Source organism: Streptomyces sp. A2-16 (assembly GCF_018128905.1).
GTDB lineage: Bacteria > Actinomycetota > Actinomycetes > Streptomycetales > Streptomycetaceae > Streptomyces.
Window position 1 is genome coordinate 4974299 of record NZ_CP063808.1, and the last position, 23888, is coordinate 4998186.

At 68.8% G+C, this 23888-nt stretch carries 18 protein-coding genes and 3 pseudogenes; 12 read left to right on the forward strand and 9 right to left on the reverse strand.

Going from position 1 to position 23888, the window contains the following annotated elements; genetic code table 11:
- Positions 1–160: 160 nt before the first annotated feature.
- On the reverse strand, positions 161–1906 hold the full coding sequence (locus tag IOD14_RS22300; protein ID WP_212671300.1) for a glycoside hydrolase family 6 protein: 1746 nt from the start codon (positions 1904–1906) through the stop codon (positions 161–163).
- A 735-nt stretch (positions 1907–2641) separates the two neighbouring features.
- Between IOD14_RS22300 and IOD14_RS22305 the strand changes: the two genes are divergently transcribed.
- From IOD14_RS22305 to IOD14_RS22320, 4 genes and pseudogenes are all read left to right on the forward strand, one after another.
- Positions 2642–5560 (forward strand): glycoside hydrolase family 48 protein, encoded by a 2919-nt coding sequence (locus tag IOD14_RS22305; RefSeq protein ID WP_212671301.1) that lies wholly within the window; start codon positions 2642–2644, stop codon positions 5558–5560.
- A 329-nt stretch (positions 5561–5889) separates the two neighbouring features.
- Entirely contained in the window at positions 5890–6912 is a 1023-nt protein-coding gene (locus IOD14_RS22310) for a LacI family DNA-binding transcriptional regulator (protein WP_212671302.1), read from the forward strand.
- A 230-nt stretch (positions 6913–7142) separates the two neighbouring features.
- A complete protein-coding gene (locus IOD14_RS22315) occupies positions 7143–8279 on the forward strand; it encodes a cellulose binding domain-containing protein (protein ID WP_212671303.1) in 1137 nt (378 codons plus the stop codon).
- Positions 8280–8573: 294 nt separating this feature from the next.
- A pseudogene (locus IOD14_RS22320) lies at positions 8574–8904 on the forward strand (IS5/IS1182 family transposase); the annotation flags it as partial.
- 39 nt (positions 8905–8943) lie between these two features.
- On the opposite strand, the gene IOD14_RS22325 reads toward IOD14_RS22320, so the two are convergent.
- Entirely contained in the window at positions 8944–9300 is a 357-nt protein-coding gene (locus IOD14_RS22325; RefSeq protein ID WP_212671304.1) for a hypothetical protein, read from the reverse strand.
- Positions 9301–9320: 20 nt separating this feature from the next.
- Complete coding sequence (locus tag IOD14_RS22330) at positions 9321–9962, reverse strand: TetR/AcrR family transcriptional regulator (RefSeq protein ID WP_212671305.1); 642 nt, start codon at positions 9960–9962, stop codon at positions 9321–9323.
- 84 nt (positions 9963–10046) lie between these two features.
- On the opposite strand from IOD14_RS22330, the gene IOD14_RS22335 reads away from it, so the two are divergent.
- Together IOD14_RS22335 and IOD14_RS22340 are read left to right on the forward strand one after the other, a co-directional pair.
- Positions 10047–10784 (forward strand): SDR family oxidoreductase, encoded by a 738-nt coding sequence (locus IOD14_RS22335; protein ID WP_123986598.1) that lies wholly within the window; start codon positions 10047–10049, stop codon positions 10782–10784.
- Positions 10785–10849: 65 nt separating this feature from the next.
- Positions 10850–11053, forward strand: a pseudogene (locus tag IOD14_RS22340) (DUF664 domain-containing protein); the annotation flags it as partial.
- A gap of 14 nt (positions 11054–11067) precedes the next feature.
- Here the strand turns inward: IOD14_RS22340 and IOD14_RS22345 are convergent.
- A protein-coding gene (locus tag IOD14_RS22345) for an IS5 family transposase (RefSeq protein WP_212673360.1) occupies positions 11068–11948 on the reverse strand; the annotation gives its coding sequence in 2 pieces (ribosomal slippage) (positions 11068–11588 and positions 11588–11948; 882 coding nt in all).
- A 454-nt stretch (positions 11949–12402) separates the two neighbouring features.
- Complete coding sequence (locus IOD14_RS22350) at positions 12403–13386, reverse strand: winged helix-turn-helix domain-containing protein (RefSeq protein ID WP_123986599.1); 984 nt, start codon at positions 13384–13386, stop codon at positions 12403–12405.
- A 140-nt stretch (positions 13387–13526) separates the two neighbouring features.
- On the opposite strand from IOD14_RS22350, the gene IOD14_RS22355 reads away from it, so the two are divergent.
- Positions 13527–13973: a peptidase inhibitor family I36 protein gene (locus IOD14_RS22355; protein ID WP_123986600.1), complete on the forward strand. Its 447-nt coding sequence runs from the start codon at positions 13527–13529 to the stop codon at positions 13971–13973.
- Positions 13974–14267: 294 nt separating this feature from the next.
- Here the strand turns inward: IOD14_RS22355 and IOD14_RS22360 are convergent, their stop codons facing one another.
- A complete protein-coding gene (locus IOD14_RS22360; protein WP_212671306.1) occupies positions 14268–14960 on the reverse strand; it encodes a DUF4142 domain-containing protein in 693 nt (230 codons plus the stop codon).
- A 161-nt stretch (positions 14961–15121) separates the two neighbouring features.
- On the opposite strand from IOD14_RS22360, the pseudogene IOD14_RS22365 reads away from it, so the two are divergent.
- Positions 15122–15693 (forward strand): annotated as a pseudogene (locus tag IOD14_RS22365) (response regulator transcription factor); the annotation flags it as partial.
- On the opposite strand, the gene IOD14_RS22370 reads toward IOD14_RS22365, so the two are convergent.
- Positions 15658–15822, reverse strand: coding sequence for a hypothetical protein (locus tag IOD14_RS22370; protein WP_212673539.1), 165 nt, complete (start codon positions 15820–15822; stop codon positions 15658–15660). The pseudogene IOD14_RS22365 and the gene IOD14_RS22370 overlap by 36 nt on opposite strands.
- A gap of 616 nt (positions 15823–16438) precedes the next feature.
- Between IOD14_RS22370 and ctaD the strand changes: the two genes are divergently transcribed.
- Entirely contained in the window at positions 16439–18151 is a 1713-nt protein-coding gene (gene ctaD / locus IOD14_RS22375) for a cytochrome c oxidase subunit I (RefSeq protein ID WP_249126023.1), read from the forward strand.
- A gap of 3 nt (positions 18152–18154) precedes the next feature.
- On the forward strand, positions 18155–18634 hold the full coding sequence (locus IOD14_RS22380; protein ID WP_212671307.1) for a hypothetical protein: 480 nt from the start codon (positions 18155–18157) through the stop codon (positions 18632–18634).
- A gap of 354 nt (positions 18635–18988) precedes the next feature.
- On the opposite strand, the gene IOD14_RS22385 is transcribed toward IOD14_RS22380, so the two are convergent.
- Positions 18989–20272, reverse strand: a complete 1284-nt coding sequence (locus tag IOD14_RS22385; RefSeq protein WP_212671308.1) for an MFS transporter — start codon at positions 20270–20272, stop codon at positions 18989–18991.
- A 76-nt stretch (positions 20273–20348) separates the two neighbouring features.
- On the opposite strand from IOD14_RS22385, the gene IOD14_RS22390 reads away from it, so the two are divergent.
- The gene (locus tag IOD14_RS22390; RefSeq protein WP_123986603.1) at positions 20349–20915 is read left to right on the forward strand and encodes a TetR-like C-terminal domain-containing protein; all 567 of its coding nucleotides are present in this window, start codon (positions 20349–20351) and stop codon (positions 20913–20915) included.
- Positions 20916–21309: 394 nt separating this feature from the next.
- Here IOD14_RS22390 and IOD14_RS22395 read toward each other — a convergent pair whose 3' ends face one another.
- On the reverse strand, positions 21310–21759 hold the full coding sequence (locus IOD14_RS22395) for a DUF2690 domain-containing protein (protein WP_123986604.1): 450 nt from the start codon (positions 21757–21759) through the stop codon (positions 21310–21312).
- A 395-nt stretch (positions 21760–22154) separates the two neighbouring features.
- Here IOD14_RS22395 and IOD14_RS22400 point away from each other — a divergent pair, with 395 nt between their 5' ends.
- A complete protein-coding gene (locus IOD14_RS22400) occupies positions 22155–23336 on the forward strand; it encodes a helix-turn-helix domain-containing protein (RefSeq protein WP_212671309.1) in 1182 nt (393 codons plus the stop codon).
- The last annotated feature ends 552 nt before the right edge of the window (positions 23337–23888 follow it).

Consider the following 23888-nt stretch of genomic DNA (forward strand, 5'->3'; position numbering starts at 1 on the left):
CTGTGGCCGCCAACAACACCGCGCCACAACCAGCCACGAGTGGTGGTTGGTCATGGGTGGATCAGCCGGCTGAGCCCACGTCCCGGGTCGGCATTCCGTGGGTCCGTCCCTCGACTCGGGGTCGAGGGACGGACCCGACGGTCGCACACCCGTCAGGACGTTACGACAGCGGCGGATAGGCGTTCTTGACCAGCTCCTGGAACTGTGCGGAGAACCAGCGTCCGGCCAGCGGCGAGTTCGGCAGCGCGCCCGTGGGGTTGTTGCCGTTGCGCGGGTTGCCGCCGTACGTCGGGTCGCACATGCGGTCGAAGCCCTTGCCCTCGTCGTTGGGGATGGCCGTGCTGTTGCCGTCCGACTCCCCCGGCGGCTTGACCCACACGTAGGCGTCGATGCCGGCGGCGGGCGCCGCGGTCGGCCGTTCGCCGATGCCCGCACCGCTCTGGTTGCACCAGTTGCCCGCGTGGATGCGCCGGTCGATGCGGCTGGCGTCGACGTAGCCGTCCACGGTGGTCTGCGCGCCGGGGCCGGTGGGCCGGGCGGTGCCGCCCCAGCCGTTGCGCGAGGTGTCGATCAGCATGCCGAGGCCGGATTCGAACCCGGCCGCGACGAGCTTGTCGCGCATCGCCTGGGCGAAGGACTGCTCGTCCACGTACTGGTTCCAGTCCACCCACTTCGACTGGCGCACGGTCTGGCCGTTCACCGTGTCGGTGACCTTGAGGTACGGCTCCTTGGTGGGGCTGTAGTTCGCGGTGTTCACGATGAAGCCGGTCACGTCCTTCACGCTCGCGCCGTTCGTCGTCGCGACCTTGGCGAACTCCTGCACCGCGGGGCCGAGGTTGCTGTCCCAGCCGAGCCAGCCGTGGTGGCCGGCGTCGATGTAGTTGTAGACGTTCGGGATGGTGCCCAGCTTGTCCAGGGCGTAGGAGACGCCCTTCTCGTAGTTGCCGTTGGCCTTCATGGCCACACACGCGTCGGTGGTCGTGGGGGTGCCGCCGGCGTTGGTCACCAGGTTGGGCAGCGAGTCGGGCTCGATGACGGTGGCGATCCTCAGACCGGCGTACTTGGACTCGGACAGGATCGACGCGATCGGGTCGATGTACTGGGACTTGTACTTGTCGAGGTCGTTCGGTCCCAGCTCACCGTTGGAGGCGAGGGCGGCACAGTCACGGCCGGGCAGGTCGTAGATCACGATCTGGACGACGAGCTCGCCTGAGCCCTTCTGCTTCAGCGCTTCGTCGAGGTGGGCGCGCAGTCCCATGCCGCCGTTGACGCCGTTGATGGCGACGATGCGGTCGAGCCAGACGGCGGTGGGCTGGTTGGCGATCTTGCTGCCGCCCGGTTCGGCGGCCGCCTTGGCCGACCACTCGGGGTTCACGTACACCTTGGCGCCGGTGTACGGGTTGTTGGCCTTGCCGGAGGGCGTGCCGGGGTCGGTCGGGCCTGGGTCGGTGGGGCCCGGGTCGGTCGGTCCCGGGTCGGTGGGGCCGCCACTGACGTTGCAGGTGACGCCGTCCAGCGTGAACGTGGCCGGGATCGCGTTGGAGCCGCTGTAGGAGCCGTTGAAGCCGAAGCTGACCGAACCGCCGCTCGCGAGATTGCCGTTGTAGCTCTCGTTCGCCGCGGTGACGGCCGTGCCGCTCTGGCTCACCTTGGCGTTCCAGGCGTTGGTGACCTTCTGGTTGCCGGCGTACGACCACTTCACCGTCCAACCCGACTTGGCGGCGGCGTTGTTGGTGACGGTCACGGCTGCGGTGAAACCGGTGTCCCACTGACTCTGCACCTTGTAGTCGACGGTGCAGGGGACGGCCGAGGTGGCGGCGCCTGCCTGACCGACGAGGAGCGCCGTCCCCGTCGTCCCGGCGACCAGCGCCAGGGCAGCGAGCAGCGATGTCCTGGTGTAACTCATGAGTGCGGGTTTCCTTCTCTCGAAGCGGACTTGCGGTGGGAAGGCGTGCGGACGGACGCGCGAGCGATGCCCTTACGCGGAGGAAGTGCCGTCGCACACGAAGATCAAGGACGAACCGGAGAAGCGGCTGCGCACCGTCCAGGTCCGGGTGGGCAGGACGGACTCACTTGCGTCGCGCCACGTCGAACGACCGCCGACAGGGGGTACGACGACCCGGCGCCTTCGCCGAACTGCCCTATAGACAGAGGAACTTGGGGCCGTCGTGAAGTCGCGGCGGCGACGGTTCGACAGGCAGGCCGTCGATCGGCGCCGAGTCGTCCATCGGCGCCAAGTCCTTGCAGAAACCGTCCCGTTGACGGGTGACGGCGTGCCCCGCCGAGCTCGCGGCCGCGGCTCCCCGGGCCGCAAGACCCGGCAGGCCGGCGCTCGACAGAGTGCAGCTGACTAAAAGTACTGAATGCGGGGGGTGTCTCATGAGCGAGTCCTCACAGCTTGCGCGCCGCTACGGACGCGTCGAGTGATGGAACCGCTCCCACTGGTGAGGAGGAAGCTAGCGACAACTGGCGGGGTTTCATAGGGCCCTTACGAAACTTTTCGCGTTCAGGCGCTCGCTTCGAACTTTGAACTCCACAGCATCTTGACGGCACTTGCATTCGTCCCCACGATGGGAGCGCTCCCACTGGATTCAGAGCCTTGGCATCTCCGCGAGTCGCGTGACGCAAGGAGGAACAGCACATGGATCCCGGACGCAAACGCAGAACGGTTCGGCGGCTCTGGGCCGCCGTCGCCGTCGCGTTCGCCCTGCCCCTGTCGATGCTCGCCACCGGATCGACCACCGCGAACGCGGCGGCCGTCCAGTGCAGCGTCGACTACAAGACCAACGACTGGGGCTCCGGCTTCACCGTCGACCTCACCCTCACCAACCGCGGCACCGCCGCGATCGACGGCTGGACCCTGACGTACGGCTACCCGGGCAACCAGAAGCTGAGCAACGGCTGGAACGGCACCTGGTCCCAGTCCGGCCAGACGGTCACCGTCAAGAACGCCCCGTACAACGGCACCATCGCCGCGGGCGCGGCCGTCTCCACCGGCGCGCAGTTCAGCTACAGCGGCACCAACGCGGCCCCGACCAACTTCGCGATCAACGGCACCAGTTGCACCGGTGCCCACCAGCCGCCGATCACCGTGCTGACCAGCCCGGCAGCCGGCTCGACCTACTCACGCGGTGACGCCGTCCCGCTCGCGGCGACCGCGGCGGCGGCGGACGGCGCGACCATCAGCAAGGTGGAGTTCTACGACGACACCACGCTGCTCGGCACCGATACGACGGCGCCGTATTCACTCTCGGTCTCAAGCTTGACCGTGGGCAGTCATTCCCTGCTCGCCAAGGCCTACGACAGCCTGGGCGCGTCCGCGGAATCGACGCCGGTCGGCATCACGGTCGCCTCGGGTCCCGCGGTCGTCACCTCCACCACCCAACTGGCCGTCCAGCAGGGCAAAACGGGCACGTACGAGGTGAAGCTCTCGACCCAGCCGTCGGCCGACGTCACGGTGACGACGGCCCGGACCGGCGGCAACTCGGGGCTGTCCGTGACCGGTGGGGCCTCGCTCACCTTCACTCCGTCGAACTGGAACACCGCGCAGACCGTGACCGTCACGGCCAACGCCTCCGGCACGGGCGCGGCGACCTTCGAGTCGACGGCCGCCGGGCACGGCAAGGCCTCGGTGACGGTCACGCAGATCGCGGCGACGGGCACGTACAACGCCCGCTTCCTGGATCTGTACGGCAAGATCACCAACCCGGCGAACGGCTACTTCTCCCCCGAGGGCATCCCCTACCACTCGGTCGAGACACTGATCGTCGAGGCGCCGGACCACGGACATGAGACCACCTCGGAGGCGTACAGCTACCTCCTGTGGCTGCAGGCCATGTACGGCAAGGTGACGGGCGACTGGTCCAAGTTCAACGGCGCCTGGGACATCATGGAGAGGTACATGATCCCCACCCACGCCGACCAGCCCACCAACTCCTTCTACAACGCCTCCAAGCCGGCCACCTACGCCCCCGAGGAGGACACGCCGAACCAGTATCCGACGGCGCTCGACTCGTCCGTACCGGTCGGCACCGACCCCCTCGCCGGCGAGCTGAAGTCGACCTACAGCACGGACGACGTCTACGGCATGCACTGGATCCAGGACGTCGACAACACCTACGGCTTCGGCAACACACCGGGCGGCAAGTGCGAGGCCGGGCCGACGGCCACCGGACCGTCGTACCTCAACACCTTCCAGCGCGGACCGCAGGAGTCGGTGTGGGAGACGGTTCCGCAGCCCACCTGTGACGCCTTCAAGTACGGGGGCAAGAACGGCTACCTGGACCTCTTCACCGGTGACGCCTCCTATGCCAAGCAGTGGAAGTTCACCAACGCCCCGGACGCCGACGCGCGTGCGGTGCAGGCCGCCTATTGGGCGGACCTGTGGGCGAAGCAGCAGGGCAAAGGCTCAGCCGTGTCAGGCACGGTAGCCAAGGCGGCCAGGATGGGCGACTACCTGCGCTACGCCATGTACGACAAGTACTTCAAGAAGATCGGCAACTGTGTCGGTCCGACCACCTGCCCGGCCGGTACCGGCAAGGACGCCTCGCACTACCTGCTCTCCTGGTACTACGCGTGGGGCGGTTCCGCCGACACCAGCGGAGGCTGGGCCTGGCGGATCGGGTCCAGCTACGCCCACAGCGGCTACCAGAACCCGCTGGCCGCGTACGCACTCAGCTCCTCCGCCGACCTGAGGCCCAAGTCGGCAACCGGCGCGGCCGACTGGAGCAAGTCGCTCCAACGGCAGCTGGAGTTCTATCGCTGGCTGCAGTCCGACGAGGGCGCGATCGCCGGCGGTTCGACCAACAGCTGGGCAGGCCGCTACGCGACCCCGCCGGCCGGAAAGTCGACCTTCTACGGCATGTACTACGACCAGCAGCCCGTCTACCACGACCCGCCGTCCAACCAGTGGTTCGGCTTCCAGGCATGGTCGATGGAACGGGTCGCCGAGTACTACCAGCAGACCGGGAACGCGCAGGCCAAGGCGGTCCTCGACAAGTGGGTCAAGTGGGCGCTGTCCAAGACCACGATCAACCCCGACGGCACCTACCAGATCCCCTCCACCCTCCAGTGGTCGGGCCAGCCCGACACCTGGAACGCGTCAAGTCCCGGCGCCAACAGCGGACTTCACGTCACCGTCGCCGACTACACCAACGACGTCGGCGTGGCCGCCGCGTACGCCAAGACCCTGAGCTACTACGCCGCCAAGTCCGGTGACACCGCGGCGAAGTCGACCGCGAAAGCGCTGCTGGACGGCATGTGGGGCAACTACCAGGACAGCCTCGGCATCGCGGTGCCGGAGAACCGAGCGGACTACAACCGGTTCGACGACTCGGTGTACATCCCGAGCGGCTGGACCGGGACCATGCCGAACGGTGACGCCATCACCTCGTCCTCCACGTTCTTGTCGATCCGGTCCTTCTACAAGAACGACCCGGCCTGGTCGAAGATCGAGGCCTACCTCAAGGGCGGCGCCGCGCCCGTGTTCACCTATCACCGGTTCTGGGCCCAGGCAGACATCGCCCTGGCCATGGGCTCGTACGCGGAACTCCTCGAGTAGCCCCCGCTGGAGCTTCGTGTACGGACCCCGTCACCAGACGGCGGGGTCACCGGCCGGGCGGCCCCACCCCCCAGGGGTCGCCCGGCCCTTCCACACCTCTCCGGCGGTCCCGGAACGCCCACCGAAGACCATGGCGTTCCCCCGGGCGAACGCAGGTCACCGAAGCCAGGGAAGGAGTCCGATGCCGGACCGCACCACCTCCGCTCCCGTTCGGGAGCGCTCCCAAGCTTGGGGGGGGCAGGACGACCGTCCGTAGCCATCCCCCTGGTGAAGTCGTGTGCGCGACCCCCTCCGGCCGCTAAGATCGGTGATCTCTTGGGGGAGGTGGCATGGGCAGACGGCGCCCGGGGGCACCGACGCTGGAGGAGGTCGCCGCCCACGCACGGGTGGGACGGGGCACGGTCTCCCGCGTCATCAACAACGCCGCGGGCGTGAAGGAGTCGACGCGTCGGGCCGTGCAGCAGGCCATCGACGAACTCGGTTACGTGCCCAATCTCGCGGCCCGTTCCCTGGCCGGACGGCGGGCCGACGCCGTCGCCCTGGTGATGACCGAGCCGGACTGGCGCCAGTTCGCGGAGCCCTTCTTCTCCGAGATCGTCACCTCGCTCGGGGACGCCCTGACCGACACGGGCATGCAGTTGATGCTGACCCTGGTGCGCTCGGACGCCGAACGACAGCGCTTCCTCGAGTACGCGCGCGGCGGCCGGGTCGACGGCGTCCTGCTGATGTCCGTGCACGCCGGCGATCCGCTGCCGGACATGCTCGCCGAGGCACGGTTGCCGACCGTGCTGCTGGGGCGCCGTTCCGGCGACGAGTACGTCAGTTACGTCGACATGGACAACGTCGGCGGAGCGCGCAGCGCCGTCTCCCACCTGGTGCAGCGAGGCCGCAGGGTGATAGCCACCATCACCGGGCCGCTGGACCTGCACGCCGCCCAGTGCCGGCTGCGCGGCTACGAGGAGGCGTTGGCGCTGGCAGGCCTGAAGGTCGAGCGGACCCGCGTCGCCGAGAGCGACTTCACGGCGGAGAGCGGGCGCCGCGCCATGGCCGAACTCCTTGACCGGCACCCGGACATCGACGGCGTCCTCGCCGCGTCGGACACCACGGCCGCGGGGGCCCTGGAGGCTCTGCGCGCGGCCGGCCGCCGGGTGCCCGAGGATGTCGCCTTGATCGGCTTCGACGACTTCCCGCTGGCGCAGCGGACCGAGCCCCGGCTGACCACGGTGCGGCAGCCGATCGAGGAGGTCGGGCGGGCCATGATCCGACTGCTCCTGGAGGAGATGGAGGAGGGTGCCGTGGCCTGGCGGCACGTCATCCTCCGTACCGAGCTGGTGGTCCGCGAGTCGACCTGACGCGGGCCCGCCCACCCTTCCGGGGAGGGCCTTCGCAACCGCGCGCCGTGACCCGTACCCCTGTCTGACCTGCGTCTCACGAATCAGTTCAACGCGTTCCTGTCCACAGCCTTGTCATGACCCTGAACACTCCCTACAGTCCTGGCGAACCCAGGATTGGGAGCGCTCCCATTCACTAGGTCGCGGGACCGATTCCCGATACCCCTCCCCCACCCCTGAAGAGGATCCGCATGCGTCCTTCACCGCATCAGGCCCGCCGCGCGCGTGGGCTGCTCGGCGCGCTGCTCACCTCGCTCGTCTCGCTCGCCGCCCTGCTGACCACCGCCCCCCTCGCACAGGCCGACACCTCGCTCTGCCAGCCCTTCGGGACGACGGTCATCCAGGGTCGCTACGTGGTCCAGAACAACCGCTGGGGCACCAGCGCCACGCAGTGCATCACGGCGACCGACTCCGGGTTCAGGATCACCCAGGCCGACGGATCCGTGCCGACGAACGGCGCCCCGAAGTCCTACCCGTCCGTCTACAACGGCTGCCACTACACCAACTGTTCCCCCGGCACCAACCTTCCCGCCCAGCTCAGCAGCATCTCCTCCGCCCCCTCGGGCATCTCCTTCAGCTACGTCAACGACGCGGTGTACGACGCCGCGTACGACATCTGGCTCGACCCCACGCCCCGCACCGACGGCGTGAACCGGACCGAGATCATGATCTGGTTCAACAAGGTCGGTCCGGTCCAGCCCATCGGCTCCCCGGTCGGCAACGCCAACGTGGGCGGGCGCGACTGGCAGGTGTGGTCCGGCAGCAACGGCTCGAACGACGTGCTGTCCTTCGTCGCGCCGTCCGCGGTCTCCAGCTGGAACTTCGACGTCATGGACTTCGCCCGGCAGGCCGTCTCCCGCGGACTCGCCCAGAACAACTGGTACCTGACGAGTGTTCAGGCCGGTTTCGAGCCCTGGCAGAACGGCGCCGGCCTCGCCGTGACCTCGTTCTCCTCCAGCGTCAACAAGGGCTCCTCCAGTGACCCGGGCCCCGGCACCCCCGGCGGCTCCACGGCCTGCAAGGTGGCGTACGCGACGAACTCCTGGCAGGGCGGCTTCACCGCCGACGTCACCATCACCAACACCGGCAGCTCCGCCGTCAACGGCTGGAAGCTGGCCTTCACCCTGCCCTCCGGGCAGCAGATCACCAACTCCTGGAACACGAACCTGTCCGGGTCGTCAGGAGCGATCACGGCGAGCAACGTGAGCCACAACGGCCAGCTGGCGGCCGGCGGCACGGCGACCTTCGGGTTCCAGGGCACCTCCAGCGGGACCTTCTCCAAGCCCTCCGCCTTCAGCCTGAACGGCACGGCCTGCGCCACCACGTGACGCAGGCCCGTCCTCCGGGGTCCGCCTGACACCGCCGAGCCGGCGGACGGGCCCCGGAGGACGTGAGGCGATCCGGCCTCAACAGCCGTCCCCCGGAGGGCTCGCAGCCGGTGGGCCGGCTCGGATCATGTCCGCGACCACCGCTGGTTGGTGTCACCGTGGCACATGTACGGCTGCAGCTTCGTGGTGTTAACGCCACCGGTCACGTCGAGGCAGAGTCCGGACTGGACGCCCTCCACGGTCTCGTTTGAGAGAACCCGCCTCGCCGTCGAGACGGCCGCGCGGACGACGCACCCGGTCGGCCAGCCCCGCACACGACCTGCCGCCGTGACTGCCGACAAGGCGTACTCCTCTGCGCCAACCGCGCCTACCTGCGCAGGATCCGGGAGGTGATCCCGGAGAAGGTAGACCAAGCCGCCAACCGGAAGAAGAAGGGGCGCAGGGGGGTGGGCGACCCGTCGCCCATGGCACAGGGCTCTGCCGCGACCGCAACATGGCGGACCGCTGCATCAACAAGATCAAGGAGTGGCGCGGGCTCGTCACCCGCTACGACAAGACCCCGGTCAGCCACCTTGCCGGACTGCATCTACGCGGCGCGGTCATCTGGCTGCGCAGCCTCACATGAGGGCCTCAACTCGGCGCAGTGCCTGGGCGCCTATGGGCCTCAGAGCGCGGTCGACGCCGGGCGCAGCAGGGCGATGACCTCTTCGCGTGACGTCCACCTCTGGTTGGCGTCCCGCCTCTCCCCTTCGCGGCGCATCGCGTCCGGCACGTCGAAGTGGGCCGCCGAGCATATCTGTGCGGTCTTCAGCCGGGGGCGGAGCATTTTCATCTCGAAGATGAGCCCTTTGCAGGTGGTCACGGCGGTCACCAGCCCCTGCCGGTCCACCTCCGCCACCGTGGCCAGCCAGAAGGGGGAGACGCCGCCGTTTCCCGCCACCTCGAGGACGATGAGGTCACCGACCTTGCCCACAGGAGCGATGACGGTCTCCCCGGGCCTAGGCACTGTCCGGCGGATCATGTGGCCGTGTTGGCACCAAGTTAGTTTTTCCGGGCCGGACCGCGCCCGGTTGCGAGGCGTTTCTGCCCTTCAGGCATGGGCAGGACTGCCAGTGCGGTGTCTGCAATGTTCCGCAGCGTCTCCGGGTCCAGGCCGGCCTTGCCTACCGCCTCGATACCGCGGACCACCGTCAGCAGCAGTGCCGCCAACCGCTCCGGATCCGCAGCGCTATCGATGTCGCCGTGGCGCTGGGCGGCGCTGATCTCCGTCCGCAGCAGGGTCAGCAGTGCCGTCATGGTCTCGGCCGACCGTCCGGCGACCGTCGGATCGTGCTGGGCCAGTTCCGCCGCGCCCTTGGCCAACAGGCACCCGCGGCGCTCGGTGTCGGAGGCGGTGTTCTCCGCCATTAGGTGCACGTATCCCGACAGCCGGGCCAAGGCCTCTGCGTCCGGGCCACCTGCCAGCCGCCCTTCGGCCACCTCGACGACGGCGGTGCACCAGTCGCCGAACACGCGGTGGAACAGCTTGCCCTTGTCGCCGAATGCGCCGTACAGGCTGCCCTTGCCCAGGCCGGTCGCCTGGGCGATGTCGTCCATCCGGGTTCCTGCGTAGCCGGTCGCCCAGAACTGTTCCCGGGCCCGCTCCAGGACTTGGCGTTCGTCGAATGCGCGTGGTCTCGGCATGGTCTCAGCGTATCCATTCTTGACTCGATCGTCCATTACTGCCTACGTTATGGACGATCCATTCCACAACTGAAGGGCTTCGACATGCCAGGCGTGCTGCAGGAGAAGGTGGCCGTGATCACCGGAGGGACCAGCGGGATCGGGCTGGCCATCGCCCACCGCTTCGTCCGGGAGGGCGCACGGGTCTTCGTGACCGGCCGGGACATCGACCGCCTCGAAGCGGCAGTCAAGGAGATGGGCCCTGCGGCCACCGGCGTACGATCCGACGTCTCGGTCCTGGCAGACCTGGACGCGCTCTACACGCGAGTCCGCGAGGAAGCCGGACACATCGACGTACTGGTGGCCAACGCGGGAATCGTCGCGGACGCCTCGCTCGGCGCCCACACCGAGGCGAACGTCGACCTGACGCTCGCCGTCAACGTCAAGGGCCCACTGTTCACCGTTCAGAAGGCGCTTCCGCTGCTGGCGGAGAACGCCTCCATCCTGGTCATCGGCTCGAGCAACAGCCTGCGGCCCAATGAGCATCTCGAGGTCTACAGCGCCTCGAAGGCGGCGGTGAGCAACCTCGTGCACAACTGGGCCCGGCAGTCGCGGGAGCGTCGATTCCGGGTCAACGTGCTCAGCCCGGGACCGACGCGGACCCCTGGCCTGCTGGGCGCCGCGGGGCCGGACGCCGATCGGTTCGCCGAGGCCGTCGTGCCACTGGGGCGGCTGGCCGACGCCGAGGAAATCGCCGAGGCCGCCCTCTTCCTGGCTTCGGACGCCTCGTCGTTCGTCACCGGCGCCGAACTCTTCGCCGACGGCGGCTACACCCGGGCCTGAACGACGGCCAGTGGTGCGCATCCGGTTCCCGCGAAGCGATGGGGCGCACTCCCGGCCGCGCGTATGCGTCGTACCAGGCCCAGTACGCTCGAAGCAACGAGATCGTGGCCGCGGCCGCTTTGGATGACGCCGGCCGCCACCCCGACTGCCGCTCCGGCAACGCCGACGTCCGCTGGATGCTCATCCATCTCGTCGAGGAGACCGGACGGCACGCGGGGCACGCGGACATCGTGAGGGAGCTGCTTGACGGGGCGAAGGGGTACTACTAGCTCTCTCCGGTGGGTCACGACCGGAGCCAAGGTCGGATCGAGGCAACGGTGACGGTGCCGTAGAAGACGTAGGCGCGTTCGTCGAACCTCGTCGCCACAGCCCGGAAGCTCTTAAGGGCATTGATCGTCCGCTCCACCTCGTTCCTGCGTTTGTAGATCGTCCTGTCGAAGCCAGCGGGCCGACCGCCCCTGCTGCCTTTGTGCCGTCGGTTGGCCCGCTGGTTCTTCGGTTCGGGGATCGTGTGCTTGATCTGGCGTCGCCGCAGGTAGCGGCGGTTGCGGCGGGATGAGTAAGCCCTGTCTCCGCCGAGGTGGCCAGGCCGAGTCCGCGGTCGCCCGCCATCCCGGCGGGCGACACGGACACACTCCATGACCGGGATGAGCTGCGGGGCGTCGCCCCGCTGCCCCGGGGTGATCAGCAAGGCGAGTGGGCGGCGTCCGCCCTCACCGGCAAGGTGGATCTTGCAGGTCAGGCCGCCCCGTGAGCGTCCCAGGCCCTGATCGGGGCGGTGCTGCAGGGGCGTGTGTCTTTTCCCGGAAGCCGCGGGGGTTTCTTACGTGCTCCCGCAGCGTGTTGGTGGGCCCGGTAGGAGGTGGAGTCCACGCTCACCATGGACCAGTCGATGCGGCCTTCCGCGTCAGCATCGGCGAGGACAGCCGCGAAGAGCTTGTCCCATGTGCCATCCGCTGACCAGCGCCGATGCCGCTCGTACACGGTCTTCCACCGACCGAAACGCGCAGGCAGATCCCGCCACGGTACCCCGGTGCGCTGCCGGAACAGAATCCCGTTGATCACCCTGCGATGACTCTCCCAACGGCCCCCGTGCTGACCGGACTTCGGTAGATGTGGCTTCAGCCGGGCCCATTCTTCATCTGTGAGATCTCCGCGCCCCATGAGCATGCCAACGAACCAAGGCTGTGGCAGTCACAAGATCCGCCGGACACGGCCTAGGCTTCCGCCCGGCGGGCCGCAGCGCCAGCCAGAGGAGAGCTCCGCCGAGCAGCACGGCGGGTATCCCCATGGCGAACACACCCGTGGCCAGGAAAGCGATTCCGATCACGACGCCTACGATTCCGGCGAAAAGGGCTCTCAGCGAACTTGGGGACACGTCAGCTCCAGGCGGAGGAGGTGAAGCGGTACAGGGGCAGGCATCCTGCCCCACCCATCACCCCCCCCGACACATCGGGGACATCGGGCAAACCTCGCGAGGAACTGGAGAATGTGCCGAGTGGGGCCCCAAGCCCATGATCTCAACTCAGCACAGTCCCTAGCCGCGTGGACCGCACGGAACGCATCACCAGCATCGTCTGCCACCTGCTGTTCGAACCGACCCAGCCACTGCACGGGGTCAACGGTCGCCCGCCCCCGTTCGCAGCAGGGCCGCTCCGAGTGGGGTCAGGGTGTGCAGGACCGTGTTGGCGTGGCGGTGGCTGGTGATCAGGCCGGCGTCGCGCAGTACGGCGGTGTGATGGCTGGCCGTCGTGGGGGTCACGCCGGCCCGGCGGGCGGCCTCGGTGGTGGTGGAGCCGGTCGCGCTGGCTCTCAGGATGGCGGCGCGGGTAGGGCCGAGCAGCCCGTTCAGCGGTGGGGCGTCCGCGTGCGGGGTCGTCGTCGGCAAGTGGTGGAGGGGGTAGAGGAGAACGGACGGGAGCCCGGGGTCGGCCAGAGCGATGGGTGCCTGCCAGCAGAAGTGGGACGGGATCAGGAGCAGCCCCTGCCCGTCGAGGTGGACGTCGCGGTGGTCCGGATACGGATCGATCTCCAGGACCGGTGGCCGCCAGTGAATCGTGGGGCCCAGTCCCGCGAGCAGGCCTTCGGTCCCCGCGTGGAACAGGGTGTGGGCGTGCCGGGCCCGTTCGGCGTGCAGCCGTTCCTGGATGTACTCCTCGTGCGGGGCGATCGCGGCACGGTGGTAGGCGCGCAGGGCGCCCACGAGTTGTTCGCGCAGGTCCGGCTCGGTGAGCCGGCGTGTCCAGGCCGGGGCCCCGACGGCCCGGTTGAGCGCGTCGACCTCGCGCGCGACCCGCTCGCACGGCGTCGCCAGAACTGCCTCCAGCCCGGCGTCCAGTCCTTGGGTGCCCTCCGGTGGCGTCAGGAAGTCGGGGAAGTAGCTGGCGCGGGGGAAGAGCGGCAACAGGAAGGTCTTCACCGTCCGTTCGAGCCCGGCCAGGCGCAGCGACTCACATGCGGCGCGGAACCAGGGCGCGTAGGCCCAGCGGCCTTCGCGGGTCTGGAGCCGGTGCAGACTGACCGCGATCTCCCACAGTGCGTGCGGTTCGGTCGCCACTCTGACCCTGGTGAGGTCCTCGGACGTGAAGTGAAAGCGGAGCATCCGTTTCCCCAGGGGGTACTGGTGCCGACCTGCGAAGTGTCACTGGACTCGCATGAGCATGACAGCGATACGCGAGGCCGGGAAACATGAATTCCCGCCAGCCGTAGGCCCGTTGGCACAGTCCACTGGAAGGGTACGAAATGTTCCCGCACGAACAGGAGCACAACCGCAAGTCCAGCCGCACCCCACATCGGGGCCGCCGGGGTCTCGCCGCCGCGGCGCTCACCCTCGCCACGGCCGCCCTGGGCCTGATCGCACCGAGTTCCGCGAGTGCCACGGCGCAGGCGTGGGAGTGCAACAGCGGCAGCGTGTGCGTCTACAGCGGCAACAACGGCACGGGCAGCCGATGTTCATGGAGCAACGCCGACCCGGACTGGTACAGCGGTGACATCCAGTGCTCGTGGGCCGACAACCAGGTAGTCAGGTCGATCTACAACCGCGGCACGTCCTCCTCGTACAACTGGGTCGTCCTCTACACCGGCGCCAACTACACCGGCGACCACTACTGCTGGGCGCAGAACGGCGGCTTCGGATCAGAGTTCAACACCAAGATCCGCTCCCACCGCTGGCGCACTTCCTGCTCATGACCGGATGACAGGTGCGGGCGGGCCCCGGAGAGCCGGGGCCCGCCCGCACCTGTCGCTCGCCATGCGGCACGAACGCCACGGCGCCAGCCCAGCCCGTCAGACGCCGGCCTCGCCCAGGGCACCTTCGTCTGCCGCCATCCCGGCCGGACGGCCGGCGATGTGTGGCGCTGCTCTCCCACACGGTTGTGCGTGGCGCCCGATGAGTTCTGCTCGAACGCCGTGCCCATGGGCGAGGCCGTGCGACCGCGGCTGGACAGAGCCGTCAGACCGGCAGAAGCGTCGCGGCCCGCGCCCTCACCGCCCCGCCGACCGACTTGGCGAGACCGTGCTGATCGCCGGCGGAGTGAGCACGACCTGCGGCTGACCCGCGACCGGAGGCGGCGGGGTCAGGTCCTGGGCCGGGAGCTCTGGCGGGGTGGTCTCCTGGACGAGGACCTGATCGAAGTCGACAAGGCCGGTCTTCTCCACGACCGTGATGTGCTCCAGTACGGTGTCGTTGGCCTGGGTTGCGAGGGCTCGGATCAGCGAGTTCTTCGTGGTGGTGCGGACGCTCGCGATCGTGGAGAGGATCTGGCCGTTCGCCGCGCGCACGACGGTGACCAAGTCGGTCTCGAACTGCTCGCCGCTCTCCGCGTTCAACCGGAACACAAAGCTCTGCTGCTGCGGCGACGACTGGTTGGGCAGCGTGATGCCCAACCGAACGGCCGCATCGCGACAGGCGGCGTCCATCGACGCAACTCCGTCGATCAGACGCTCCCCAACGGTCTTGACCGCCTTCGTCCTGCTCTTCTCCAACGCCATCTGCCCGACGGGGTACTCCCACAGCCCCGCCGCGCGCACCTTGACCACGAAGTCCCGGTCGGCTTCCGTCAGCGCTCCGGTTGCCGGGGTGGCGATGACCCGGTCTTGCGCGGTGTTGACCTTCTGGACTCCGAGCATGGCGGGGTAGAGGAGAGAGGCCAGGGTGGTCACCACTGCTCCACCCATGATGAGAGTTCCCGCCGCTTTCCGTGAAACGAGCACGGTGTCTCCTGATTCCGGTTTTCGGAACCCGCACGCACAGGAATACGGATGTGAGGTCCCACAGAACCTCCTTGGGCTCGCAATGGATTGGTAAAGCCGATCAGTGTTCGGCTCTCTGCCTCAAGGTGGCATGGGCCCAGCCCACCGCTCGCCCCCTCCACCTGCGGGTGTTCATCCCGGACGACCACGTGGTGGTACGCCGAGGGGTGCGCGACCTGTTGGACGCCGAACCGGACATCGTCGTAGCCGGGGAGGCGGCCGACGCCCGGTAAACACTCGCCCGGGTGCCCGCGGTCCGCCCGCATGTCGCGGTGCTCGACGTTCGCCTCGGCGCGGGAGAAGGCGGAGGCGGGGGCGGGGGCAGGGATCATGCGAGGGTGGAGGTGTGCCGTGAGCTGCGGGACTGGAGGCCCGAGCCGGCCTGGCCTCATGCTGACCTCGTTCGCCGATGAGGCGCTCTTCGACGCCATCATGGCGGGTGCCGCCGACTATGTTCTCAAGCGGATCGACCGCTCCGACCTGGTCGCCGCCGTACGCACGGTGGCCTGCGGCGAGTCCATTGCTGGATCCCCGGGCGACCGCGCGAGTGATGGCGCGGCTGCGTGATCCACACCCGGAGCACGAAGCCCCCTACCTGACAACGGAGTTGGAGCGGCTGTCGTCACGCGGGCCGGAGATCCTGGAGCTGATCGGTGAGGAGCTGCCGGCATGGGCAGGACGGCCTCGTCGCCTGCGTGGAACCCCGCACCGCCCCACTTCCCAGTCGGTAGAGGTTGCCGAAGACCTCGTCCCGGACGCGGATGAGCGCGTCCAGGAAGGTGCGCATCGTCGGATGGCGCTCGAACAACCGTAGCTGTTCGGGTGCCGCGTCGGATCCGTGAGGCGCAGTGGCACCGGCTCACGGATCAGCTCACCGAGGATGCCGTGGCCGCAGGGGCCCGATCGATGCGGACCCCGAGGTCGTCGGCCATGCCGACCGGCAGAAACCACGACAACCTTTGCTCGTCGCCGATCACTCCGAAAGCTCCGCACTCGGCGTCGGTCAAGGGCGACGGCCGCCTCTCCACGATGCCGCCGAGCACCTAGGCCGGTTCGAGGCCGCGTCCGATGTTCGTGATGACGTCCAGGAGGCTGTGCATTCGGTCCGGGACGGCGAGCCGCGACCGCGAAAGCACTGAGGCAGACTTGACGATTCGGGCATTCCCGGCGCTCCTGGACCGGTCGGTGCACAGCAGCGTACAGCCGCGACGCGATGCGAAGTGCGCCCGTCCACGAAGCGGTGCGAAGAAGGGCCGTTCGACCCCATCGACGGGCCGCACTGGGGCTGTTGGACCCTATCCGGGCCGGGTGCCTCACCGCCGATCATGGGGCGACGGCCGGGAAGGGCCAACTTCATATACCCGCACACCTGGCCCTTCCCGGCTCGTCCACAGCATGAGCTCATGGGAGGACGCCGTCCGGTGGACGAAATTCAACAGGTGGGCGCCGCGCGGTCAGGTGCCGTTGCGCCCGCGGCGGACAAGGCATCCGCACCTGCGCGACGCCTGACGCCCCGGCCGGCGTGGACGGAGTGGCTGACGACCACCGACCACAAGAAGATCGGCACGATGTATCTCGTCACCGCGTTCGCCTTCTTCCTCGTCGGCGGCGTGCTGGCATTGATGATGCGCGCCGAACTCGCCCGCCCCGGACTGCAGATCATGTCCACCGAGCAGTTCAACCAGGCGTTCACCATGCACGGCTCGATCATGTTGCTGATGTTCGCCATGCCCCTTTTCACCGGCTTCGCCAACTGGATCATGCCGCTGCAGATCGGCGCGCCCGATGTGGCCTTCCCCCGGCTGAACATGCTGGCCTACTGGCTCTTCCTGTTCGGCTCCTCGATCGCCGCTTTCGGCTTCCTCACCCCCGGCGGAGCCGCCGACTTCGGCTGGTTCCTGTACGCCCCGCTCTCCGACGCCGTCCACTCGCCCGGGCTCGGCGCCGACCTGTGGATCATGGGCGTGGCCCTGTCCGGCTTCGGCTCGATCCTCGGCGCGGTCAACTTCATCACCACGATCATCTGCATGCGCGCGCCGGGCATGACCATGTTCCGCATGCCGATCTTCACCTGGAACGTGCTGCTGACCGGCGTACTGGTCCTGATCATCTTCCCGGTACTGGCGGCCGCGTTGTTCGCCCTGGAGTGCGACCGCAAGTTCGGCAGTCATGTCTTCGACGCGGCCAACGGCGGTGCGCTGCTGTGGCAGCACCTGTTCTGGTTCTTCGGCCATCCGGAGGTGTACGTCCTCGCGCTCCCGTTCTTCGGCATCGTCTCCGAGGTGGTGCCGGTCTTCTCCCGTAAGCCGATGTTCGGCTACATGGGCCTGATCGGCGCGACCATCGCGATCGCGGGCCTGTCGGTGACAGTGTGGGCCCACCACATGTACGTCACCGGCGGCGTGCTGCTGCCCTTCTTCGCCTTCATGACCTTCCTCATCGCGGTTCCGACCGGCGTGAAGTTCTTCAACTGGATCGGCACCATGTGGAAAGGCTCCCTGTCCTTCGAGACGCCGATGCTGTGGACCACCGGCTTCCTCATCACCTTCGTCTTCGGCGGCCTGACCGGCGTGATCCTCGCCTCGCCGCCGCTGGACTTCCACCTGTCCGACTCCTATTTCGTCGTCGCCCACTTCCACTACACGGTCTTCGGTACGGTCGTATATGCGATGTTCGCCGGCTTCCACTTCTGGTGGCCGAAGATGACCGGCAAGATGCTCGACGAGCGTCTCGGCAAGCTCACCTTCTGGACGCTCACAGTCGGCTTCCACACCACCTTCCTCGTCCAGCACTGGCTGGGCGTCGAGGGCATGCCCCGCCGGTACGCCGACTACCTCGCCGCCGACGGCTTCACGGCCCTCAACACCCTGTCCACCATCGGCTCGTTCCTGCTCGGCCTGTCGATCCTGCCGTTCGCCTACAACGTCTGGAAGACAGCGAGGTACGGCAAGCCGGTCGAGGTCGACGACCCCTGGGGCTACGGACGCTCGCTGGAGTGGGCCACCGCGTGCCCACCGCCGCGGCACAACTTCACCTCTCTGCCGCGCATCCGCTCCGAGGCCCCGGCCTTCGACCTGCACCACCCCGAGATCGCCGCACTCGAAGCGGGGAGCTGAGCCATGGCTCAGCCCGTCGTGTCCCTTGGCGCCACGCTGGTGACCGCGGTCGGCTGCGTCTGGTACCTCCCAGCCTTCGCCGATCTGCGCGCGGGGGCCGACCTGCCGTACTCCCGCACCGCGGCGGCGGCCTGCCTGACAGGCTGGACCACGCTCGCGGTCATCGTCGTACTCCTCCTCTACGGCGTGCCGTGGCAGGCGACATGCGTCATGGCGGCGGCCGGTGCCACCGTCACGGTTGCTCTGCCGATCCGCGCCGCCGCTCAACACCACCACGAGGCGCGGAAACTAACCCGCCACTGGGCGACACCAGCACCCGGCCTGCCCCAGCACAGCAGGAGCCACGCCCCCTCCCGGTTCGCCGTCGCCGCCCTCCTCGGCTGCGGCCTGGTCGGCGCCACGGTCACTGTTCGGTATGCGCTGGACGAGCGCGCGCACCCGGCCGTTCTCCACCACGAGGTGGTGTCGAGGCGCTCGAGTTGACGGTGATGTTGCCGGCGTTGCCGTTGGTGCCCAGCAGGATCTTCGCGTTGCTCACCGTGTTGTCCTACGTCGCCAGCCCGTCGGTGCCGGTCCCCGGGGCCACCTTCACCATGTTGCCGGTCTGTGAGCCGTAGTACCGGTATGTCGACGCCCTGGCCCTACTCGCCCGTGCGGCGAAGCGCCTCGCCCGTCCGATCGGCGGCTGAACGCCACCGTGGTCCACCTCCGGGTGCCATCAGCGCGTGGTGAATGCTTCCCGGCCGGGCTGAGACCGGGCGGACGGCGGTCGAAGCCTCGACGCACCGCGGTCGCCGCTGCCCGAGCGGGCCACGGCGACCGATTCCGGGCGGTTTCTCAGGCCTGGGGAACGACACCGGCGGCGCGAGCGCGGGTCGCGCGCAGCCGCTGGGCGAGCAGGGCGAGGGCGCAGAGGGCGGCAACCGTTGCCGCGTAGGTGACGAACGTGTCCTTGAGGCCGGCGTGGGTGGCGGCAATGCCGGCGATCACAGCGGGGATGCTGAAGGCCAGGTAGGAGATGACGAAGGCGACAGAGAGCAGCTCGCTGCGTTCGGCGGGTCGGGCTATGCGGGCCAGGGTGCCGAAGCTGGCGAGGGCGGAGCCACCGAAGCCGACGCCCGCGATCGCGGTTCCGGCCGCGGCCGCGGGCAGGGAGTGCTCCTCCACGGCGGTCAGTGCGACGGCCGTGCCGATCAGCAGCAGGGTCGCGCTGACGGCGAGGGTGCGTGCGACGGGCCAGCCGCGAAGGGCGAGAGCGGTGAGGAAGGCGGGGCCGGTGAGCAGGGTGACCACGAGTCCGCCGATGACGTGGCTGGAGAGCCCGAACAGTCCGACGGCGACGGACGGGCCGAGCGAGAGGTAGAGGCCGCCGAGCGCCCAGCTGGCTATGAGGATCGGGACCAGGCTCAGCAGGTCGGCCCGCAGGTAGGGGGCGATGCGCAGGCGCGGCTGGAGGGAGCGGGCGGCTCCGGGGCGGCGCCGAGAGGTCTCGGGCAAGGCCCACAGGAGGGCGCCGGCGACGACGAGGGCGATGAGCAGCAGGACGTAGACGAGGCGGGTGGGGTGCGGGCCGTACTCGATGAGGAGCCCGCAGCCGAGCGAGCCCAGTCCGAGTCCGAAGGTGGGCGCGGTGCCCGTGACGAGGCCCGCCCGGTGCGGGGCGTGCGCGGGGTTGAGGTCGGAGAGGGCGGCGCCGAGCGTGGTCATGGCGGCCCCGGTGGCGATGCCCTGGATGAAGCGCGCCGTCAGCAGGAGGCCGACGTTGCCCGCGGTGAGGAACACGACCATCGAGACGGCTTCGAGGGCGATCGCAGACAGCAGGACCGGACGGCGGCCGAGGTGGTCGGAGAGGGCGCCGAGGACGAGCAGCGCCCCGATCATGCCGAGCACGTAGACGGCGAAGACCGTGGTGAGGGTCGTGGCGGAGAAGTGCCATTCCTGCTGGTAGACGACGTAGAGCGGGGAGGGCGCGCTGGAGGCGGCCATGAACAGCACGAAGACGACCGCGAGGGAGGCGAAGGCGACGGGACGGCTCAGCCGTCGTCGCTGCTCCTCCGGTGGTGCCGTGCCGTCGGTGGGCGTCGGGGAGGGCTGGAGCTGGGACGGGGCGGGACCGGACACGACGCGACTCCAAAAGCAGTGATCGATGCGTTTAGGACGCTACCACTAACGCAGCGATCGGTGCGATAATTTCCGCATGGCTGAATCGTCGACCCAGGTACGCCCCGGCGGCCGCTCCGCGAAGGTGCGGGCGGCCGTCCACCGCGCCGTCGCGGAACTCCTCGCCGAGGAGGAAGCGGAGACCCTGACCCTGCCCGTCGTCGCCGCGCGCGCCGGTGTCCACCCCACCACCCTGTACCGGCGTTGGGGGTCCACCGCCCAGCTGCTCAACGACGTCGCCACCAGCCGCTTCACCGACGACCTGGTGGTCCCCGACTCCGGCTCGCTCGCCGGTGACCTCCAGCGCTGGCTCGCGGACGTGGCCACCGACGTCGCAGACCCGGACACGCTCGCCCTGATGCGGGCGACCATCGGCTCCGGCCCGGCGGGCGGCTGCGCATGCGTCGAGGACCGCCACCGCCAGCTCGGCGCGATCATCCGGCGCGAGCAGGACCGGGGGGGAGCGGCGCTCGACGTCGAAACCGCGGCGGACTTCCTCCTCGGACCGCTCTACTACCGGGCCGTCTTCACCTCCGAACCCGCCTCCGCCGACTGGGCCCGCACGCTGGTGTCCACCTATCTGGCGACGCTGCGGACGCCCTGACCCGCACACGGATCACGGGGACGTGGCGCGGCTCACGCGCATGCGTACAGGTCAGCCCTCAAAGGGTGACCGTTCGATCCAGGTGTGACCCACCGTCCGACCGCTCGGCGGCCTTGTGGTCGGGGTGCACCTGTCGATCGCGTTTGCCGATGCGTTCGCAACCGAGTGCGAGAGGTGCGGCCCGCTGCGCGGTCCACTGCGGCCGCCGGCCCGGGCAGGCGGGAGAGGCCATGGACGTGGCCGCTGCGTCGCGGATCAGCCAGGCAGAGCGGCCCGAGCGGCTGGAAAGCATGCCGCTCGGGCCGAGTTCCTCGAGGCGGCGGCGTGTGTCCAGCGGTGGAAAGCCGGCCTCGGAGAGCAGGGGTGCTGAAGGTGTCGAGCTTCAGCAGGCAGTTCAGTAGGACGCGGTGCGCCCCTCGTAGATGCGGGCGCCGCTGTCCCACATTCCCTTCGTGTACGACGTGACATTGGCGTCGTTGACCATGCGGGTGTAGCAGTCGGTGTCGCCGTTGGGCACGGAACAGGAGTACTCACGCCCGTCACTGTTGCGGTGGACCGTGGCGTACGGGGTGAACTGGTCCCGCGTGTCATAGCCGGCGTTGGAGATGCGGCCCCAGGCGGCCCGGCAGCTGGGGCTGTAGCGAAGCTCGAGCAGCGCCTGGCCGAGCTTGGTGCTCTCCACGGTCCGCGCGTCGCCCTGGCAGTAGACGGCAGGGTCCTTGCCGTCGCAGGCCGAGCCCGAGCACGCCGTGGCGGCTGCCTGAGCCGGGGTTGCCGCGAGCAGTCCGCCGCCTGCGAGCAGGATCGCAGCCGCAGCGCGCGCCCAGGTTGTGCTGTTTCTCATCTGTTCTCCCATATCCATAGCGGGTAGTTGAGCCAGTGACGGGGCCGTCGTCGACTCATCCATGGGTGAGGGCGAACGACGCGGAAGCACCGACGGCGTCACGGTGACGGGCCCCGCCGCATCAGACAAGCGGAACGGGGCCGCCTGGGACGCTGACACTCTCATTCACCCCCTGAGCTGTGTATTCATGGAGCGTCTGGGAGGCGCGTGGGATGCGGCCGGAGCGACCGACGGCATCTGGAACGACCAACTCCCGTCTTTGCCGGGCAACTTCTGGCACATTGGACCGCCGGGATCGTGACCACATCTCCGGCCGGCGGAGCAATCGGGCCGTCGGCACGCTCCGACACGCAGCCAGGACGGGCGAGCGTGTTCGAACAACAGGGGGGTTCTCCATGAACCAATACAAGGAGGCCGAGCGGCTCGCCGCTCAGCTGCGCGCGCTGAAGAAGAGATCCGGGCTCAGCTACGACGCTCTCGCGCAGCGAGCCGGCATCAGCCGTTCCAGCCTGCACCGTTACTGCGCGGCCACGTCGGTCCCGCAGGACTACGGCGTCGTGCACCGCATCGCCACCGCCTGCGGTGCCGCCACCACCGAACTGCGCGAACTGCACCGGCTGTGGGCTCTCGCCGACACGGAGCGCGAGAGACAGATGCCGCAGGAGGAGACCGCGCACGGCGATGTCGTGGGTGCGCAGGCCGAGGCCGAACAGGCAGCGTCCGCTCCCACCGAGGAAGCCGCGCACACAGACCCGATATCGACTGTGAACGAACAGGAACCCACCGGCGCACACCGGGAGTTGCACACCCAGGATCCCGCGTCCGCTTCCGGCGGCCAGGAGCCGAGAGGAAAGCCCGGTCGCCTCCCGGCGAACCGTCGGGCCATCGCTTTGACCGTCGCGGCCGCCGTCACCGTTCTCGGGACCGTCGGATGGGCCATGTCGCTGGCCACCACCACCGACGAACCGGCCGACAAGGCGGATCCACGAACCCTGTTCTCACCTGTCTGCTCGCCCGTCGTGAGCATGGGCCAGCACGACGAGTGCGTACGCGAAGTACAGACGTTGCTCGAACGCCGTGGCGCCGTCATCGGCGTGGACGGCGACTTCGGTCCGCAGACACTGCGCCGAGTGACGGCTTTCCAGGTCATCACCGGACTCCCGCCGAACGGCGTTGTCACGGCAGCCACCAAAACGGCGCTCTACGAGTCGAAGGCCCGTATGGACACCTGGTCGCCGGAGAAAGCCCGCCAGCGTATCCGTGAGGTCTTCGACGAGACACCGGACGACGCGGTCGCCATCGCCGACTGTCAGTCCTTTCTGGACCCTCTGCACATCCTGCCGAACACCAACGGCAGCAGGAACTGGGGCCTGTTCCAGATCTCCGACACCCGCTTGCGTGAACTGGGCGGGACTCCGCTCAAGGCGCTCGATCCCGAATGGAACATCCAGGCCGCCAAACGTCTTTGGTCCCGCGACCGTGACTTCCACGACTGGCCGCACTGCGAGCGCGCCCTGCGGACCAAGGCATCGGCCATCCCGTCTTCGGCCCCGCCCACGGCCTCGCAGAAGGACTGACCGCGGCTGACGGGCAAGCGCCGGAACGGCACGCCCTCGTGCTGCGACAGCAGTCACCGGCTCCGCAAGCCGCATCCGCAGGCAGAGGAGCCGGGCGCTCGGAGCACTCGCCACCGTCATCGACTCCCAGTCGGTCAAGGCCGCGGTGACCGTGGGTCGCGACTCGCGTGGCCCTCGGCACGAAGAAAATCGACGGCCGCAACCTGTCGGTGTACGACCTCATGTGCAGGGCGAAGTACAAGCTCAACGAAGCCCGCGGCCACGACTGGTACACCTTCCGATTCCGAAGTCCCCTCAGGGCGTGTCGCCGCCGAGGAGTTCAACCTCGGCTCCGGGCTGTTGCCGGGGACGAGCGTCGCGGTGGGCAGGGTCAGCAAGGCGGCGCTGTGGATGTCCAGGCGGTACCCGGTCGTCGAGCTCGCACCGCGGGTGCGGGCCAACGCGCTCTGCCCACGCTTCACCAGCCCCGACGGCAAGCCCGCATGGATGCAGGAGCAGCTGCTGCGCCAGGTCCCGATGCAGCGGCTCGCCCGTCCGGAGGAGGTGGTCGGC

Bases quoted from the DNA above. Each gene is read 5' to 3' on its own strand.
- IOD14_RS22355 (WP_123986600.1), top strand. From the start codon at position 13,527: ATGTTCCCGCACGAACAGGAGCACAACCGCAAGTCCAGCCGCACCCCA.
- IOD14_RS22380 (WP_212671307.1), top strand. From the start codon at position 18,155: ATGGCTCAGCCCGTCGTGTCCCTTGGCGCCACGCTGGTGACCGCGGTC.
- IOD14_RS22315 (WP_212671303.1), top strand. From the start codon at position 7,143: ATGCGTCCTTCACCGCATCAGGCCCGCCGCGCGCGTGGGCTGCTCGGC.
- IOD14_RS22390 (WP_123986603.1), top strand. From the start codon at position 20,349: ATGGCTGAATCGTCGACCCAGGTACGCCCCGGCGGCCGCTCCGCGAAG.
- IOD14_RS22300 (WP_212671300.1), bottom strand. From the start codon at position 1,906: ATGAGTTACACCAGGACATCGCTGCTCGCTGCCCTGGCGCTGGTCGCC.
- IOD14_RS22360 (WP_212671306.1), bottom strand. From the start codon at position 14,960: ATGGGTGGAGCAGTGGTGACCACCCTGGCCTCTCTCCTCTACCCCGCC.
- ctaD (WP_249126023.1), top strand. From the start codon at position 16,439: ATGGGAGGACGCCGTCCGGTGGACGAAATTCAACAGGTGGGCGCCGCG.
- IOD14_RS22310 (WP_212671302.1), top strand. From the start codon at position 5,890: ATGGGCAGACGGCGCCCGGGGGCACCGACGCTGGAGGAGGTCGCCGCC.
- IOD14_RS22395 (WP_123986604.1), bottom strand. From the start codon at position 21,759: ATGAGAAACAGCACAACCTGGGCGCGCGCTGCGGCTGCGATCCTGCTC.
- IOD14_RS22305 (WP_212671301.1), top strand. From the start codon at position 2,642: ATGGATCCCGGACGCAAACGCAGAACGGTTCGGCGGCTCTGGGCCGCC.
- IOD14_RS22335 (WP_123986598.1), top strand. From the start codon at position 10,047: ATGCCAGGCGTGCTGCAGGAGAAGGTGGCCGTGATCACCGGAGGGACC.
- IOD14_RS22325 (WP_212671304.1), bottom strand. From the start codon at position 9,300: ATGATCCGCCGGACAGTGCCTAGGCCCGGGGAGACCGTCATCGCTCCT.
- IOD14_RS22400 (WP_212671309.1), top strand. From the start codon at position 22,155: ATGAACCAATACAAGGAGGCCGAGCGGCTCGCCGCTCAGCTGCGCGCG.
- IOD14_RS22350 (WP_123986599.1), bottom strand. From the start codon at position 13,386: ATGCTCCGCTTTCACTTCACGTCCGAGGACCTCACCAGGGTCAGAGTG.
- IOD14_RS22330 (WP_212671305.1), bottom strand. From the start codon at position 9,962: ATGCCGAGACCACGCGCATTCGACGAACGCCAAGTCCTGGAGCGGGCC.
- IOD14_RS22370 (WP_212673539.1), bottom strand. From the start codon at position 15,822: ATGCGCACCTTCCTGGACGCGCTCATCCGCGTCCGGGACGAGGTCTTC.